Origin of the sequence: Stutzerimonas stutzeri (assembly GCF_002890915.1) — a bacterium.
GTDB lineage: Bacteria > Pseudomonadota > Gammaproteobacteria > Pseudomonadales > Pseudomonadaceae > Stutzerimonas > Stutzerimonas stutzeri_AF.
The window spans coordinates 138497-153439 of record NZ_POUT01000006.1; the positions used below are offsets into that span (position 1 = coordinate 138497).

Below are 14943 nucleotides of genomic sequence, written 5' to 3' on the forward strand. Positions count from 1 at the left end.
AGGCCGCAGGCCTGCCCGATGTTCGGAGCACCAGACCCTAGCGCATCTGTACTTCGATCACGCCATCGGCATTGACGGTCACCTGCCGGGTGCCGGCTTCGATTTCCGGTACCGGCGCGGCATCCATCATGCTCATCTTCATGGCCGCGCCGCGCATCACCGGTTGGTAACCGGCGCTGTTGAGATTGAGGCTGACCAGCTTGTAGCCGGTGCCGCCAAGGGCCTCGGTGGCCAGCTGGGCACGGGCGCGGAAGGCCGTTACCGCATCCTTGAGCAGGGCGTCCTCGTTCTGCTTGCGGATCGGATCGGAGACGGTGAAGTGCATGCCGCCCATCTTCAGGCTCTGCATCAGTTCGGCGGTGAGCTTGGACAGGCTGGCGAAATCGCTGCTTTCCAGACGCAGCTCGGCGCGCTCGCGCCAGGCGGTGATCTTCTGGCCCTTTTCCTCGTAGACCGGATAGCTGCTGCGGCTGCCCTGGCTGACGATCACTGCCTTTTCCTGGCGCGCGCGCTGCAGCGCCTGGTTGATCGTGCGGGTGGTTTCGGCGGCGAGCTGGGCCGGGTCGCTGTGTTGCGCCTCGCTGTAGAGCGTGACGTGCATGCGGTCGTGGGCGACTTCGCTACTGACTTCGGCGCGCAGGGCGACTTGGTTGTAGTGCTGTTGTTCGGCTGCAGCGGGGAGGCTGCAGGCGGCTGCGAGGCAGGCCAGCAGGACGGCGCCGCGGGAGAAGGTATGAGGCATGATGGCTCCTTGGCATGAGCACCGGCGACGGTGCGTAAACCGAGACTGTACCCTCCCCGGCGAAGGTGTGCAGCCTCCTGTGCGGCGCGTTGCCGCATTGCGGGCAGGCCCGGGAGCGGCTTGGTTATACTCCGGCGAATTGTTGGAGACTTCATGTACGCATCCGTTCCGCTGCTTTCGGCCAGCCGCCAGAACCTCCGGCTGCTGACGCTCATCCGCATCCTCGTCCTGGCGGCGCAATCCGGTGCTGTCGGGCTGGCCTATGCCACTCAGTTGCTGACGCTGCCGTGGCTGGCGCTGGGCGTTACCCTGGCGGTGTCGGCGCTTCTTTGCCTCGGTACCGCGCTGCGCCTGCGCGGCCCCTGGCCGGTCACCGAGCTGGAATACGCGGTGCACCTGGCCGGCGACCTGCTGGTCCATAGCGCGCTGCTGTATTACTCCGGTGGTTCGACCAACCCCTTCGTCTCCTATTACCTGGTGCCGCTGACCATCGCCGCCGCGACCCTGCCGTGGCTGTACTCCATCGTGCTGTCCGGGTTGGCGCTGCTGGGCTATACGCTGATGCTGGTCTGGTACGACCCGCTGACATTGCCGCCGTTCGAGCGCGCCACGCTGCAGGTCTACGGCATGTGGCTGAGCTTCGCCCTGGCGGCGGCGCTGATCACCTTCTTCGTCGCGCGCATGGCCGAGCAACTGCGCCGCCAGGAACAACAGCAGGCGCAGCGGCGCGAGGAAAGCATGCGCGACCAGCAACTGCTGGCCGTGGCCACGCAGGCGGCCGGTGCGGCCCATGAGCTGGGCACCCCGCTGGCGACCATGAGCGTGCTGCTCAAGGAGTTGCGCCAGGAATACAAGGAGCCGCAGCTGAACGAGGACCTCGGCTTGCTGCAGTCGCAGGTCCAGCTGTGCAAGGAAAGCCTGCGCCAGCTGGTGCGTGCCGCCGAGGCCGATCGTCGCCAGGCGATCGTCGAGCAGACCGCGCGCGAGTGGGTCGAGTCGGTGCTGCAGCGCTGGCACCTGATGCGTCCGGAGGCGACCTATCGCTTCCAGTGCATCGGCCGCGGCAGCGCGCCTCGCCTGATGCCGCCGGCGGATCTCAGCCAGTCGTTGCTCAACCTGCTGAACAACGCCACCGACGCCAGCCCCGAGGATCTCGATATCCGTCTCGACTGGGACGCCCAGTGGGTCAAGTTGACCATCCGCGACCATGGCGCCGGTGTACCCTTGGCCATCGCCGAGCAAATCGGCAGGCCGTTCATCACCACCAAGGGCAAAGGCTTCGGTCTTGGCCTGTTTCTCAGCCAGGCCAGCGTGACGCGCGCCGGCGGCACAGTGAAGCTCTACAATCACGAGGACGGTGGCACACTGACCGAACTGCGCTTGCCGCATGGTTCGGTTCGCGCCTGATCCTGATCGTGACCCAATGCGAGGAATGCACAGATGACCGACGAATTGCAGCAAGAGGGTGAAGAACAACCTCATCTGCTGTTGGTGGATGACGACCCGACGTTCACCCGCGTCATGGCGCGCGCCATGAGCCGCCGTGGGCTGCAGGTCAGTATTGCCGGTTCGGCCGAAGAAGGGCTGATGCTGGCCAAGCAGGACATCCCCGACTATGCGGTGCTCGACCTGAAGATGGAGGGTGATTCCGGCCTGGTGCTGCTGCCCAAGCTGCTCGAGCTGGACCCGGAGATGCGGGTGCTGATCCTGACCGGCTACTCGAGCATCGCCACCGCGGTGGAGGCGATCAAGCGCGGCGCTTGCAACTACCTGTGCAAGCCCGCCGATGCCGACGACGTGCTGGCGGCACTGCTGTCCCAGCACGCCGATCTGGACAGCCTGGTGCCGGAAAACCCGATGTCGGTCGATCGGCTGCAGTGGGAGCACATCCAGCGGGTGCTGAGCGAGCACGACGGCAATATCTCCGCCACGGCTCGCGCGCTGGGCATGCATCGCCGCACCTTGCAGCGCAAACTGCAGAAGCGGCCGGTCAGGCGATAAAAGCCTCTGTCTGAGTTGGCTGTTGCGAAGAGACGTACCCCTGTAGGAGCGGGCCATGCCCGCGAATCTTTCTGTGCGCAAAGCTTTGCGCGCATGGCCCGCTCCTACGGGCGTTCGGAACACCTCGACATCGACACTTCGAGCAACCTGCAATTGGGGCAAGCGCGATAAAAAGCCGCCCTGGACTGGCTCCGGTTTCCAGCTTAGGGCTTGTCTACGGTTAACATAGGGCGGCCTCTTCATTCCCAGGTTCGTCCATGCTTTCCGTCGTCCTGCAGACCCTGAGCATCACCGCTCCGGTATTCGCCATGCTGTTTCTCGGCGTGGCGCTCAAGCGCGTTGGCTGGATCGATGCGGCCTTCATCCAGACGGCCTCGGCGCTGGTGTTCAAGGGCACCATGCCGACCCTGCTGTTCATCTCGATCCTCAAGGCCGACCTGGATGCTGCGCTGCAGCCGGCATTGCTCGGTTACTTCGTGCTGGCGACCATCGCAACCTTCATCCTGGCCTGGTGCTGGGCGATCTGGCGTTGCCCGCCCGAGGATCGCGGGGTCTACGTGCAGGGGGCCTTTCGCGGCAACAACGGTATCGTCGGCCTGGCATTGGCCGGCAGCCTGTATGGCGACTACGGGCTGTCTCTCGGCAGTGTGCTGGCTGGGGTGGTGATCCTGGTCTACAACAGCCTGTCGGCCATGATCCTGGCCATCTATAGCCCCGACGGGCGGACCAGTGCGACGGCGATCCTCGCGAGCATTCTGCGCAATCCGCTGATCATCGGTGTGGTTACGGCCATGCCGTTCGCGTACTGGCAGATTGCGCTGCCGGGCTGGCTGATGACCTCCGGCCAGTATTTCGCGCAGATGACCTTGCCGCTGGCGCTGATCTGCATCGGCGCCACACTATCGCTGGCGGCGCTGCGCGAGAGCAGTGGCAGTGCGCTGAGCTCGAGCCTGATGAAAATGGTCTGGCTGCCCGCGATCGCCACGCTGGGGGCTTGGGCCTGCGGCTTCCAGGGCGCGGAGCTGGGCATTCTGTTCCTCTACTTCGCCAGCCCGACGGCCGCGGCCAGCTTCGTCATGGCGCGTGCGGTGAATGCCAACCACCAGTTGGCCGCCACCATCATCGTGATCACGACATTGATGGCTGCGGTGAGCATCAATGCCGGGCTCTTCCTGCTTGGCTGGCTGGGATGGCTTTAGATTTAAGAAAGCCCATGCAATGGTCGTAATCGTTCAATAGGCCTCAGAAAAAATTACCCGTTTCCCGTCAAATTGCTTCGGCCACGAGCGGGGTAGCCGTCTTTGTTTGCTGGGGATTGGGATGATGTCGTTTTTTTCACCTTCGAGCCGTTCGTTGACGCGCGATACCGCCCGCGTCGTCAGCCTGCGGCGCGTGCTCGTTCCGGGCCTGGCGCTGTTGCTGAGCCTGAATCTCGGTGCCTTCGTCGGCGGCGTCTGGCTCGGGCGCGACCTGGGGGGACGGCAGGTTTCCGCGTCTCTCGACGAGCCGGAACCGGACGGCGAAGGGCGTTTCGCCATCGCGCGGGTCGGCGAGGTGGTCGGCCGGCTGAAGTCGCTGGAGTCCGACGTGCTCGCGCTGCAGCAGATGATGAGCGAGCACCGTATCCTGAGCGGGCAACTCTCTGCCCTCGACCCGACCCTGCTGCCATCGCTGGTGCCGGCACCGCGTGACAGCGCGGGGCAGGGCGGCGTGCTGCTGGCGCCGCAGGGCTGTTCGGGCGAATTGCTGGATGGCGACAGCGTATCGCTGGACGATCTGCAGCACACCGTGACATCGGCACGCTGCATCCGCTTGGTGCTGGACGAGATGATGCAGCGCGTGGCCGAACGCAACGCGGCGCTCATGGCGATTCCCTCCCGCCGGCCCGTGGGGGAGGCGCGCCTGGGATCGGCCTACGGCAACCGCATCGACCCGTTCAGGAAGCAGCTGGCCTTCCATTCGGGGGTGGATTTCGCATTGAGAACCGGCTCGGATGTGCTGGCCGCGGCCGGCGGCCGGGTTCGCTTCGCCGGCTATCGTGGCGCATACGGCAATCTGGTCGAGATCGATCACGGCAACCGGCTGGTGACCCGCTACGCCCATCTGTCGCGGCTGCATGTGCGGGCCGGGGATGTGGTCACGCCCGAGCAGCGGATCGGCGCGGTGGGCTCCACCGGGCGCTCCACCGGTCCGCATCTTCATTTCGAAGTGCTGCACAAGGGGCGGTTCGTCGATCCGCAGCGCTTCCTCGCCCTGGGTGATCTGGAGCGGATGGGCGATGCTCAGGCTGAAGACTAGGAAACCTTCGACCCGCGAGCTGGTGCGCGCCGAGCATCGGCTGCTGGCCGTTCGCCCGGCCCGGCCCTGGCGCTGGGGCATCGCCGTGCTGCTCTGCCTGATCGCCGCGCTGCTGTTCCTGCGTGACCATGAAAACGCCGCGCATGAGCAGCGGGTCGCGGGGTTGCTCGCCGAGAACCAGGCGCTTCAGGACGCACTCGAGCGGGGCCGGTTGCAGCGCCAGGAAGCCGAGGCGACGCAGGCCCAGCTGCTCAAGCGCAGCGCCCAGTTGTCCGCGCAAATCGAACGATTGCAAACAGACCTGGCGTTCTTCCGGCAACAGAAGAAAGCCCGTTAACGACCTTTGGGAGTAGTGATGTTCAGCAAGAAGAAGCAGGTATCGCGCGTCACCATCGAACAGTTCTCGAGCCTGATCTCCGGCAATGTGTCGCTGGTTGGCGACATGCAGTTCGAGGAGGGGCTCAAGATCATCGGCGCGGTGCAGGGCGACGTCTGCCACAAGCCGGGAACCCACAGCCTCCTGGCCTTGAGCGCCGAGGGGCGGATTGAGGGCAATGTCAGCAGCTACGATGCGTTGATCGACGGCACCATCGTGGGCGACCTGGTGGTCGAGCACCTGCTCGAGCTGCATTCCAACGCGCGGGTGCGCGGCAATATCCGCTACCGCCAACTGAGCATGGAGAACGGCGCCGTGGTCGATGGCATGCTCAGCCGGATGGGCGATGAGGAGGAGACCGCACAGGTCTTCGAATTGCCGCGGCCGCAGGTCCGCGAGGGCTGAGTCAGGCGCGCGCCGGGACGATCGGCCTTGCCCGGCGCGGCCCCTGACAGACGCGCCGCCGGATTTTCAGCGCTGCCTCTTCCAGGCGCGGGCACTGATCACCAGCAGGGTGACCGCGGTCAACGGCAACGCGTAGCCGAGCATGGCGTCACCGAAGGTCTGGGCGAACGGCCGGCCAGTGCTGGCCAATACCAGATACAGGGTGTAGGCCAGGTAGTAGGCGAGGAACAGCAGGCCTTCCCAGCGGTTGATGCTGTAGCCGGCGAAGAAGATCGGCAGGCAGGCCAGCGCAACGGCGATCATCACCGGGAAGTCGAAGGCCAGTGCATTGGGCGATACGGCGATCGCCGCGGGCGATACCAGCGCCGCCAGCCCGAGCACGCAGAGCAAATTGAAGATGTTGCTGCCGACGATGTTGCCGACGGCGATATCGCGTTCGCCACGGAAGGCGGCGAGGATCGAGGTGGCCAGCTCCGGCAGCGAGGTGCCGATGGCGATCACGGTCAGGCCGATCACCAGTTCCGAAAGACCCAGTGCACGGGCCAGCGCCACGGCCCCCTCGACCAGGAAGTTGGAGCCCAGCACCAGCAGCACCAGGCCGACGATCACCAGGCCGGCGTTGATCAGGCCGGCATGGGGCTTGACCGGCTGATCCAGGCCGAACTCCTTGGCGAACTCGTCGTCCGCTCCGGCGGCCTTCTCGCGGCGGCTGCTGATGATCAGGAACAGGGTATAGGCCACCACGGCGGCGAACAGCAGTGCGCCGTCCAGCCGGCTGAGCTGGCCATCCCAGGCCAGCGCGAGCACGGCCAGGCTGGCGCCGATCATGATCGGTACGTCGAGGCGGATCAGCTGGCGCGACACCACCAGCGGCGCGACCAGGGCGGTCATGCCGAGGATCAGCAGGACGTTGGCGATATTGCTGCCCAGCACGTTGCCGATGGCGATGTCGCCGCTGCCATTGAACGAAGCCTGCACACTGACCGCCGTTTCCGGAGCGCTGGTGCCGAAGGCGACCACGGTGAGGCCGATGACCAGCGGCGAGATGCCGAACTGGGCGGCGAGCCTGGCGGCGCCGCGCACCAGTACCTCGGCGCCGGCAACGAGCAGGACCAGGCCGGCGAGGAGATAGACGAAAGTCATCAGGGTCACGATGCGATGCTCCAGAAGGGACGAAATAGAGGGCTTAGCGCTGGCGCTGCCAGGCGCGCAGGAAGATCACCAAAAGCGTGATGGCCGTCAAGGGGAAGGCGAACCAGAGCATCGCATCGCGCAGCAGGTGGATCGCCCCGAGGCCGGTGGCGAACATCACCAGGTACAGGGTGTAGGCCACGTAGTAGGCGAAGAACAGCAGGCCCTCCCAGCGGCGGATGCAGTAGCCGGAGAAGAAGATCGGCAGGCAGGCGACGAACACCGTGAGCATGATGGGGAAGTCGAACGAGCGCGCATTCGGCGAGATCGACAGGCCTTCGCTGGCCACCACCGCCCCTGCGCCGAGTACCAGCAGCAGGTTGAAGATGCAGCTGCCGATCACATTGCCCACGGCAATGTCGCGCTCGCCCCGGAGCACCGCCAGCAGCGAGGTGGCCAGTTCCGGCAGCGAGGTGCCGACGGCCACGACCGTCAGGCCGATGATCAGCTCCGACAGGCCCAGCGCGCGGGCCAGCGCCACGGCACCTTCGATCAGCAGGTTCGAGCCGCCCACCAGCAGGCCGAGGCCGAGCAGGATCAGCAGCAGCTGGAATACCCAGGCGAATGGCTTGTCGCTGCCAGCCGAGCCGAACTCGGCGGCGAACTCGTCGGCCACCGGCACGGCCTTCTCGCGCAGGCTGGCGACGATCAGGAACACCGTATAGCCGATCAGGCAGGCCAGCAGCAGGATGCCGTCGAGGCGGCTGATGCGGCCGTTCCAGGTCAGGGCGTAGCAGAGCAGCCCGGCGCCGATCATCACCGGCACGTCGAGACGGATCAGCTGGCGCGACACCAGCAGCGGCGCGACCGCCGCGCAGAGCCCGAGAATCAGCAGGATGTTGGCGATGTTGCTGCCGATCACGTTGCCCACGGCAATATCGCCGCTGCCGCTCAGGGAAGCCTGCACGCTGACCGCCGTTTCCGGGGCGCTGGTGCCGAAGGCGACTATGGTCAGGCCGATGATCAGCGGCGGGATGCCGAAGCGTCCGGCCAGCTCGGCCGCGCCGCGTACCAGCACTTCGGCACCGGCCACCAGCAGCACCAGGCCGCCGATCAGATAGGCGAAGGTCATCAGCGACATGCGGCGGCTTCCGGGGTTTGGGAGGGAACGGGTGCGGTCATGGACGCGGGAAGGGTGGCGGCTGAGGTCATGCTAAGGCTCATGGGAGGGTTTCGATGCGCACGCGGGCCACGCCGGCGTTCAGCATGTCCAGTTGCCTGGCGGCGGCGCGCGAGAGGTCGATGATGCGGCCCCGGCGGAACGGGCCGCGATCGTTGATGCGTACCACCACCTGCTTGCCGTTGTTCAGGTTGGTGACGCGGACCCGGGTGCCGAACGGCAGGCTGCGGTGGGCGGCGACGAGGGCGTTCTGGTCATGGGTTTCCCCGTTGGCGGTGCGCTTGCCATGGTGCATGCGCGCGTAATAGGAGGCCTTGCCGCTCTGGGTGAAGCCTTCCTGGCGGGACGGAGGGGGCGTGGCGGCGGGCGGCGCCGGCTGGCGCTCGGCACAGCCGCCTGCCAGCAGGGCCAGGAGCAGGAGAACGAGAAGCGGGATTTGACGCATGGGCAATCCTTCCGTTGGACCAATCGTTGACGGGCCGAAGGAAGCCCGCAGCAGCGTCCCGAGAATAGGGTATGTGCTCAGCGGTGGATGGAGCGGACGGGACGGCAAGGGATGGTGCCCGCGGCAGAGCGTGTGCTCCACCGCACGGGCGCCAGGCTCTTAGCCTTCGAGCTTTTTCTTCAGCAGTTGGTTCACCTGGCCGGGGTTGGCCTTGCCCTTGGACGCCTTCATCGCCTGGCCGACGAAGAAGCCGAACATCTTGCCGCGCTTGGCTTCGTCGCTGGCGCGGTATTGTTCGACCTGCTCGGCGTTGGCCGCGAGTACCTCGTCGAGCATCGCCTCGATCGCGCCGGAGTCGGTGACCTGCTTGAGGCCCTTCTTCTCGATGATCTCGTCGGCCGTCGCGCCTTCGCCGGCGGCCAGTGCCTCGAAGACCATCTTGGCGATCTTGCCGCTGATGGTGTTGTCCTTGATGCGCTGGATCATCCCGCCCAGTTGCTCGGCGGAAACCGGCGACTGCTCGATGTCCAGGTTGTCCTTGTTGAGCAGGCTGGACAGCTCGCCCATCACCCAGTTGGCGGACAGCTTGGCATCGCCGCAGACCTGCTGCACCGCCTCGAAGTAGTCGGCCATTTCGCGGCTGGCCGCCAGTACCGTGGCGTCGTAGGCCGACAGGCCGAACTCGCGCTCGAAGCGCTCGCGCTTCTGCACCGGCAGCTCCGGCAGGCTGGCGCGCACTTCGTCGAGGAAGCTCTGCTCGATCACCACCGGCAGCAGGTCGGGGCAGGGGAAGTAGCGGTAGTCGTTGGCTTCTTCCTTGCTGCGCATGGAGCGCGTCTCGTCCTTGTTCGGATCGTACAGGCGGGTTTCCTGCACCACCGTGCCGCCGTCCTCGATCAGTTCGATCTGGCGCTGCACCTCGTGGTTGATCGCCTTCTCGATGAAACGGAAGGAGTTGACGTTCTTGATCTCGGCGCGGGTGCCGAACGCGGCCTGGCCCTTCGGCCGCACCGAGACGTTGCAGTCGCAGCGCAGCGAGCCCTCGGCCATGTTGCCATCGCAGATGCCCAGATAGCGCACCAGCGCGTGAATCGCCTTGACGTAGGCGACCGCCTCCTTGGCCGAGCGGATATCCGGCTCGGAGACGATTTCCAGCAGCGGCGTGCCGGCGCGATTGAGGTCGATGCCGCTCATGCCGTGGAAGTCTTCATGCAGGCTCTTGCCGGCGTCCTCTTCCAGGTGCGCGCGGGTGATGCCGATGCGTCGCGTGCTGCCGTCTTCCAGGGTGATGTCCAGGTGGCCCTTGCCGACGATGGGGTGGTCCATCTGGCTGGTCTGGTAGCCCTTGGGCAGGTCCGGGTAGAAGTAGTTCTTGCGCGCGAAGACGTTCTTCCCGGCGATCACGGCGTCGATCGCCAGACCGAACTTGCAGGCCATGCGCACGGCTTCGGCGTTGAGCACCGGCAGGGTGCCGGGCATGCCGAGGTCGACCAGGCTGGCCTGGGTGTTGGGCTCGGCGCCGAAGGTGGTGGCGCTGCCGGAAAAGATCTTCGACTGGGTGGCGAGCTGTGCGTGGATTTCCAGCCCGATCACGGTTTCCCATTGCATCTGTTCGGTCTCCTCAGAATCCGGCCGGGGCGCGCAGGTGCCAATCGCTGACCTGCTGGTATTGGTGCGCCACGTTGAGCAGGCGCGCCTCCTGGAAATACGGGGCGAGCAGTTGCACGCCCACCGGCAGGCCGTCGATGAAGCCGGCCGGCATCGACAGGCCGGGGATGCCGGCGAGGTTGGCGGTGATGGTGTAGATGTCTTCCAGGTAGGCGGAAACCGGGTCGGCGTTCTTCTCGCCGAGCTTCCAGGCCAGGTTCGGCGTGGTCGGGCCGAGGATCAGGTCGACGTCCTCGAAAGCGCCGACGAAGTCGTTCTTGATCAGCCGGCGGATCTTCTGTGCCTTGAGGTAGTAGGCGTCGTAGTAGCCGGCCGACAGCGCGTAGGTGCCAACCATGATGCGCCGCTTGACCTCGTCGCCGAAGCCTTCGGCGCGTGAGCGCTTGTAGAGGTCGGTGAGGTCCACGGGGTTCTCGCAGCGGTAGCCGAAGCGCACGCCATCGAAACGCGAGAGGTTGGAGGAGGCCTCGGCCGGCGCGATCACATAGTAGGAAGGGATCGCGTGTTGCATGTTCGGCAGGCTGATGTCCTTCACCGTGGCGCCGAGCTTCTTCAGTTCTTCGACCACTTGCATCACCGCATCGGCGATCTTCGGGTCGAGACCGGCGCCGAAGTATTCCTTCGGCAGGCCGATGCGCAGGCCGGCGAGTGGCTGGCTCAGTGCGGCTAGGTAGTCGTCCAGCGGCTGTTCGACGCTGGTGGAGTCCTTCGGATCGAAGCCGGCCATGGCGCCCAGCAGCAATGCGCAATCTTCGGCGGTGCGCGCCATGGGGCCGCCCTGGTCGAGGCTGGAGGCATAGGCGACCATGCCCCAGCGTGACACCCGGCCGTAGGTGGGCTTGAGGCCGGTGAGGTTGGTCAGCGCCGCCGGCTGGCGGATCGAGCCGCCGGTGTCGGTGCCGGTGGCAGCCGGGATCAGGCGCGCGGCGATGGCGGCGGCGGAGCCACCGGAGGAGCCGCCGGGCACGCGGGTCGGGTCCCAGGGATTCTTCACCGGGCCGTAGTAGCTGGACTCGTTGGCCGAGCCCATGGCGAACTCGTCCATGTTCAGCTTGCCGAGGGTGACGGTGCCGGCGGCGGCGAGCCGTTCCACGACGGTGGCGTCGTAGGGCGCCTTGAAGGCGTCGAGAATCCGCGAGCCGCAACTGGTGCGGATGCCCTGGGTGCAGAACAGGTCCTTGTGACCGATTGGCGCACCCAGCAGCGCGCCGTCCTCGCCGGCGGCGCGGCGGGCGTCGGCGGCCCTGGCCTGGGTGAGGGCCAGTTCCTCGGTGACGCTGATGAAGCTGTTGAGCTGCGGATCGAGCTGCTGAATGCGCGCCAGCAGGGTGTGGGTCAGCTCCTCGGCGGAGAAGCGCTTCTCGGCGAGATTGCGGGCGATTTCGGCAAGCGTCAGGTTGTGCATGGCGGTGTCCTTCATCACTCGATCACCCGCGGGACCAGGTACAGGCCGTCTTCCACGGCCGGGGCGATCGCCTGGTAGGCGTCGCGCTGGTTGCGCTCGGTGACCACGTCGGCGCGCAGGCGCTGGGTGGTTTCCAGTGGGTGGGCCAGCGGCTCGATGCCGCTGGTGTCGACCGCCTGCATGCGGTCGATCAGGCCGAGGATATTGTTGAGGGTCTCGGTGGTGCGGGGCAGGTCGGCTTCAGCCAGGCCCAGGCGGGCCAGGTGAGCGATCTTTTCCACCTCGGTGCGTTCAAGCGCCATCGGATATCTCCAGCGGAAAGCGAATCGGGGCGGCCCTTGCGTCGGTCGAGCGGAGCGCGAGGGCGGCAATGTCGAGCCGCGGCAATGGGCGTTCGAGCCCGGAAAAGCCGTCAATCTTACATGTCCGGGGCGTTTCCCGGTAGCGTGGCCATGGTGCCCGGGGATGGGGCGAACTGCCGCGCAGTGCCGCCAAGCGCGCAATGGCTCACGTCTGAAGCGTCCTCGACGGACTCGCGCCTTGCCCTAAGTTCGCACCATTGTTAGAGTTTGCGGCACTTTTTTCCCCACGCGTTTGCCCCAGGGCCCTTTTCCCATGTTCAAGAAACTGCGTGGCATGTTTTCCAGTGATCTGTCGATCGACCTGGGCACTGCCAATACCCTTATTTATGTGCGCGATCGCGGTATCGTTCTCGACGAGCCGTCGGTGGTCGCCATTCGTAGCCACGGCAATCAGAAAAGCGTGGTGGCCGTGGGCACCGAGGCCAAGCGCATGCTGGGCCGTACCCCGGGCAACATCAATGCGATCCGCCCGATGAAGGATGGCGTGATCGCCGACTTCAGCGTCTGCGAGAAGATGCTGCAGTACTTCATCAACAAGGTTCACGAGAACAGCTTCCTGCAGCCTAGCCCGCGCGTGCTGATCTGCGTGCCGTGCAAGTCGACCCAGGTCGAGCGCCGCGCCATTCGCGAATCGGCGCTGGGTGCCGGTGCCCGCGAAGTATTCCTGATCGAGGAGCCGATGGCCGCCGCCATCGGCGCCGGCCTGCCGGTGGACGAGGCGCGTGGCTCGATGGTCGTCGACATCGGTGGCGGTACCACCGAGATCGCGCTGATCTCCCTCAACGGCGTGGTCTATGCCGAGTCCGTGCGGGTCGGTGGCGATCGTTTCGACGAATCCATCGTGACTTATGTACGGCGCAACTATGGCAGCCTGATCGGCGAATCGACCGCCGAGCGCATCAAGCAGGAGATCGGCACCGCCTTCCCGGGTGGCGAGCTTCGCGAAGTGGACGTTCGCGGCCGCAATCTGGCCGAAGGCGTACCGCGCAGCTTCACCCTGAACTCCAACGAAGTGCTCGAAGCGCTGCAGGAGTCGCTGGCGACCATCGTCCAGGCGGTCAAGAGCGCGCTCGAACAATCGCCGCCGGAGCTGGCCTCCGACATCGCCGAGCGTGGCCTGGTGCTCACCGGTGGTGGCGCGCTGCTGCGTGACCTGGACAAGCTGCTGGCGCAGGAGACCGGCCTGCCGGTGATCGTCGCCGAGGAGCCGCTGACCTGCGTCGCTCGTGGCGGTGGTCGCGCCCTGGAGATGATGGATCGTCACGCCATGGACCTGCTGTCCACGGAGTGAACTCCAGGCGGTAAGCTCCTGGGGGCTGTTGGCGTTTCGCCGCAACATCAACAGCCCCTAGACAAGCCGAAAGCCCGGTTCGCACCGGCTTTCGGCTTGTCGCGTTCAGTCTTCCGAAACCATCAGCCGTGAGGTAGTCGCAATCAAGCCGCTATTTGCCAAGGGACCTTTGCTCGGTGTGCGCCTGCTGGTGCTCGTCGTGCTTTGTGTCGCGCTGATGGTGGTCGATGCACGCTTCGACGCGCTGAAAACGGTACGCAGCCAGATGGGCCTGGTGCTGACGCCGTTCTACTGGCTGGCGGACATGCCGGTGCGCATCTGGAAAGGCGCCACCGAGCAGATCGCCAGCAGCAGCAGCCTGATGGCCGAGAACGAGAAGCTCAAGGCCGAAGCGCTGCTGATGCAGCGGCGTCTGCAGAAGCTGGCCATGCTCACCGAGCAGAACGTGCGCCTGCGCGAGCTGCTCAACTCGTCGGCACTGGTCGACGACCGGGTGCTCGTCGCCGAGCTGATCGGCCTCGACCCGAACCCCTTCACCCATCGCATCCTGATCGACAAGGGCGCCAAGGACGGCGTGTTCCTCGGCCAGCCGGTGCTCGACGCCAGCGGCCTGATGGGGCAGGTGGTCGAGGTGCTGCCCTATGCCGCCCGGGTCCTGCTGCTCACCGACGTGACCCACAGCATTCCGGTGCAGGTCAACCGCAACGGCCTGCGCGCCATCGCCGTGGGCACCGGCAGCCCGGACTATCTCGAGCTGCGCCACGTGGCGGAGAGCGCGGACATCAAGGTCGGCGATCTATTGGTCAGCTCCGGGCTCGGCCAGCGTTTTCCCAGCGGTTATCCGGTGGCACAGGTGACCGAAGTGGTGCATGGCTCCGGCCAGCCGTTCGCCATCGTGCGCGCGGTGCCGACGGCAATGCTCAACCGTAGCCGTTACCTGATGCTGGTCTTCAGCGATTCGCGCAGCCCCGAGGAGCGCGCCGCCGCGGCCGCCGAAGCGCAGGCCGACGCGGACCGCCAGGCCTCCGAGGAAACCGGCCAGGAGCGGCAACCACCAGCCGGCAACGATGCCGAACAAGCCGGGCAACCGGCTGCGGATGCGGGGGCGCGGCCATGATCGGCGGGCGCCCCAACAACGGCTGGGTGATCTGGCTCAGCCTGACGCTCGCCCTGCTGCTCAGCGTGGCGCCGATGCCCGGCAGTGCCGAACTGGGCCGGCCGCTGTGGCTGGGGCTGGTCATCGCCTACTGGTCGCTGACCCTGCCGCATCGTGGTGGGCTGGGGGCCGCGTTCTGTTTCGGGCTGGCACAGGATGTACTGGCCGGCACGCTGTTCGGGCAGAGCGGGCTGCCACTGATCCTGGTCGCCTTCCTGGTCTTGAGTCTGCAGCAGCGCCTGCGCATGTTCCCGTTGTGGCAGCAGAGCATGGTATTGCTGGTGATCCTCGGCCTGGCGCAACTGGTCCAGCTCTGGCTCAACACCTTGACGGGCAACCGTCCGCCGACCCTGCTGTTCCTGGTGCCGGTGCCCATCAGCGCGCTGCTCTGGCCCTGGGTCTTCGTGGCGCTGCAGTGGGCGCGTCGGCGCTTCGCCGTCTACTGAGGGGCACGGACGTTCCGTCCTGATGCCTTCTTTTCGT

The 14943-nt window shown here is 66.1% G+C and carries 16 protein-coding genes; 9 read left to right on the forward strand and 7 right to left on the reverse strand.

Annotated elements, in window-relative coordinates; genetic code table 11:
* Positions 1 to 37: 37 nt before the first annotated feature.
* Positions 38 to 742, reverse strand: coding sequence for an SIMPL domain-containing protein (locus CXK94_RS12370; protein ID WP_102894573.1), 705 nt, complete (start codon positions 740 to 742; stop codon positions 38 to 40).
* A gap of 153 nt (positions 743 to 895) precedes the next feature.
* Here CXK94_RS12370 and CXK94_RS12375 point away from each other — a divergent pair, with 153 nt between their 5' ends.
* The 6 genes from CXK94_RS12375 to CXK94_RS12400 all read left to right on the forward strand — a co-directional run bounded on the left by CXK94_RS12375 (position 896) and on the right by CXK94_RS12400 (position 5822).
* Positions 896 to 2149 carry an ATP-binding protein gene (locus CXK94_RS12375; RefSeq protein WP_037042630.1) on the forward strand — a complete coding sequence of 418 codons (1254 nt, stop codon included), beginning with the start codon at positions 896 to 898 and terminating at the stop codon, positions 2147 to 2149.
* Positions 2150 to 2182: 33 nt separating this feature from the next.
* On the forward strand, positions 2183 to 2743 hold the full coding sequence (locus CXK94_RS12380) for a response regulator transcription factor (RefSeq protein WP_102894574.1): 561 nt from the start codon (positions 2183 to 2185) through the stop codon (positions 2741 to 2743).
* A gap of 257 nt (positions 2744 to 3000) precedes the next feature.
* A complete protein-coding gene (locus CXK94_RS12385) occupies positions 3001 to 3942 on the forward strand; it encodes an AEC family transporter (RefSeq protein ID WP_037042629.1) in 942 nt (313 codons plus the stop codon).
* 124 nt (positions 3943 to 4066) lie between these two features.
* Positions 4067 to 5041, forward strand: coding sequence for a M23 family metallopeptidase (locus tag CXK94_RS12390; protein ID WP_102894654.1), 975 nt, complete (start codon positions 4067 to 4069; stop codon positions 5039 to 5041).
* Positions 5022 to 5378 (forward strand): hypothetical protein, encoded by a 357-nt coding sequence (locus CXK94_RS12395; protein ID WP_102894575.1) that lies wholly within the window; start codon positions 5022 to 5024, stop codon positions 5376 to 5378. Before CXK94_RS12390 ends, CXK94_RS12395 begins: the two co-directional genes overlap by 20 nt.
* Before the next feature lie 18 nt (positions 5379 to 5396).
* Positions 5397 to 5822, forward strand: a complete 426-nt coding sequence (locus CXK94_RS12400) for a bactofilin family protein (RefSeq protein WP_037042624.1) — start codon at positions 5397 to 5399, stop codon at positions 5820 to 5822.
* A gap of 66 nt (positions 5823 to 5888) precedes the next feature.
* On the opposite strand, the gene CXK94_RS12405 is transcribed toward CXK94_RS12400, so the two are convergent.
* The 6 genes from CXK94_RS12405 to gatC all read right to left on the reverse strand — a co-directional run bounded on the left by CXK94_RS12405 (position 5889) and on the right by gatC (position 11953).
* Positions 5889 to 6974 (reverse strand): calcium/sodium antiporter, encoded by a 1086-nt coding sequence (locus CXK94_RS12405; protein ID WP_102894576.1) that lies wholly within the window; start codon positions 6972 to 6974, stop codon positions 5889 to 5891.
* A gap of 34 nt (positions 6975 to 7008) precedes the next feature.
* The gene (locus CXK94_RS12410; protein WP_037042619.1) at positions 7009 to 8094 is read right to left on the reverse strand and encodes a calcium/sodium antiporter; all 1086 of its coding nucleotides are present in this window, start codon (positions 8092 to 8094) and stop codon (positions 7009 to 7011) included.
* 79 nt (positions 8095 to 8173) lie between these two features.
* Positions 8174 to 8578 (reverse strand): septal ring lytic transglycosylase RlpA family protein, encoded by a 405-nt coding sequence (locus CXK94_RS12415; RefSeq protein ID WP_037042617.1) that lies wholly within the window; start codon positions 8576 to 8578, stop codon positions 8174 to 8176.
* 159 nt (positions 8579 to 8737) lie between these two features.
* Complete coding sequence (gatB, locus tag CXK94_RS12420) at positions 8738 to 10186, reverse strand: Asp-tRNA(Asn)/Glu-tRNA(Gln) amidotransferase subunit GatB (RefSeq protein ID WP_102894577.1); 1449 nt, start codon at positions 10184 to 10186, stop codon at positions 8738 to 8740.
* Between the two features lie 13 nt (positions 10187 to 10199).
* Entirely contained in the window at positions 10200 to 11651 is a 1452-nt protein-coding gene (gene gatA, locus CXK94_RS12425) for an Asp-tRNA(Asn)/Glu-tRNA(Gln) amidotransferase subunit GatA (RefSeq protein ID WP_102894655.1), read from the reverse strand.
* 14 nt (positions 11652 to 11665) lie between these two features.
* Positions 11666 to 11953, reverse strand: coding sequence for an Asp-tRNA(Asn)/Glu-tRNA(Gln) amidotransferase subunit GatC (gene gatC / locus CXK94_RS12430; RefSeq protein ID WP_037042614.1), 288 nt, complete (start codon positions 11951 to 11953; stop codon positions 11666 to 11668).
* A gap of 313 nt (positions 11954 to 12266) precedes the next feature.
* Between gatC and mreB the strand changes: the two genes are divergently transcribed.
* The 3 genes from mreB (at position 12267) to mreD (ending at position 14906) form a co-directional block, all read left to right on the forward strand.
* Positions 12267 to 13304, forward strand: coding sequence for a rod shape-determining protein MreB (mreB, locus tag CXK94_RS12435; protein ID WP_003292433.1), 1038 nt, complete (start codon positions 12267 to 12269; stop codon positions 13302 to 13304).
* Between the two features lie 169 nt (positions 13305 to 13473).
* A complete protein-coding gene (gene mreC / locus CXK94_RS12440; RefSeq protein WP_219726491.1) occupies positions 13474 to 14421 on the forward strand; it encodes a rod shape-determining protein MreC in 948 nt (315 codons plus the stop codon).
* A complete protein-coding gene (mreD, locus tag CXK94_RS12445) occupies positions 14418 to 14906 on the forward strand; it encodes a rod shape-determining protein MreD (protein ID WP_037042612.1) in 489 nt (162 codons plus the stop codon). Before mreC ends, mreD begins: the two co-directional genes overlap by 4 nt.
* Positions 14907 to 14943: the final 37 nt, after the last annotated feature.

Excerpts from the sequence above, each read along its gene's own strand:
- CXK94_RS12370 (WP_102894573.1), bottom strand. The coding sequence starts at position 742 with ATGCCTCATACCTTCTCCCGCGGCGCCGTCCTGCTGGCCTGCCTCGCA.
- CXK94_RS12375 (WP_037042630.1), top strand. The coding sequence starts at position 896 with ATGTACGCATCCGTTCCGCTGCTTTCGGCCAGCCGCCAGAACCTCCGG.
- CXK94_RS12380 (WP_102894574.1), top strand. The coding sequence starts at position 2,183 with ATGACCGACGAATTGCAGCAAGAGGGTGAAGAACAACCTCATCTGCTG.
- CXK94_RS12385 (WP_037042629.1), top strand. The coding sequence starts at position 3,001 with ATGCTTTCCGTCGTCCTGCAGACCCTGAGCATCACCGCTCCGGTATTC.
- CXK94_RS12390 (WP_102894654.1), top strand. The coding sequence starts at position 4,067 with ATGTCGTTTTTTTCACCTTCGAGCCGTTCGTTGACGCGCGATACCGCC.
- CXK94_RS12395 (WP_102894575.1), top strand. The coding sequence starts at position 5,022 with ATGCTCAGGCTGAAGACTAGGAAACCTTCGACCCGCGAGCTGGTGCGC.
- CXK94_RS12400 (WP_037042624.1), top strand. The coding sequence starts at position 5,397 with ATGTTCAGCAAGAAGAAGCAGGTATCGCGCGTCACCATCGAACAGTTC.
- CXK94_RS12410 (WP_037042619.1), bottom strand. The coding sequence starts at position 8,094 with ATGTCGCTGATGACCTTCGCCTATCTGATCGGCGGCCTGGTGCTGCTG.
- CXK94_RS12415 (WP_037042617.1), bottom strand. The coding sequence starts at position 8,578 with ATGCGTCAAATCCCGCTTCTCGTTCTCCTGCTCCTGGCCCTGCTGGCA.
- gatB (WP_102894577.1), bottom strand. The coding sequence starts at position 10,186 with ATGCAATGGGAAACCGTGATCGGGCTGGAAATCCACGCACAGCTCGCC.
- gatA (WP_102894655.1), bottom strand. The coding sequence starts at position 11,651 with ATGCACAACCTGACGCTTGCCGAAATCGCCCGCAATCTCGCCGAGAAG.
- gatC (WP_037042614.1), bottom strand. The coding sequence starts at position 11,953 with ATGGCGCTTGAACGCACCGAGGTGGAAAAGATCGCTCACCTGGCCCGC.
- mreB (WP_003292433.1), top strand. The coding sequence starts at position 12,267 with ATGTTCAAGAAACTGCGTGGCATGTTTTCCAGTGATCTGTCGATCGAC.
- mreD (WP_037042612.1), top strand. The coding sequence starts at position 14,418 with ATGATCGGCGGGCGCCCCAACAACGGCTGGGTGATCTGGCTCAGCCTG.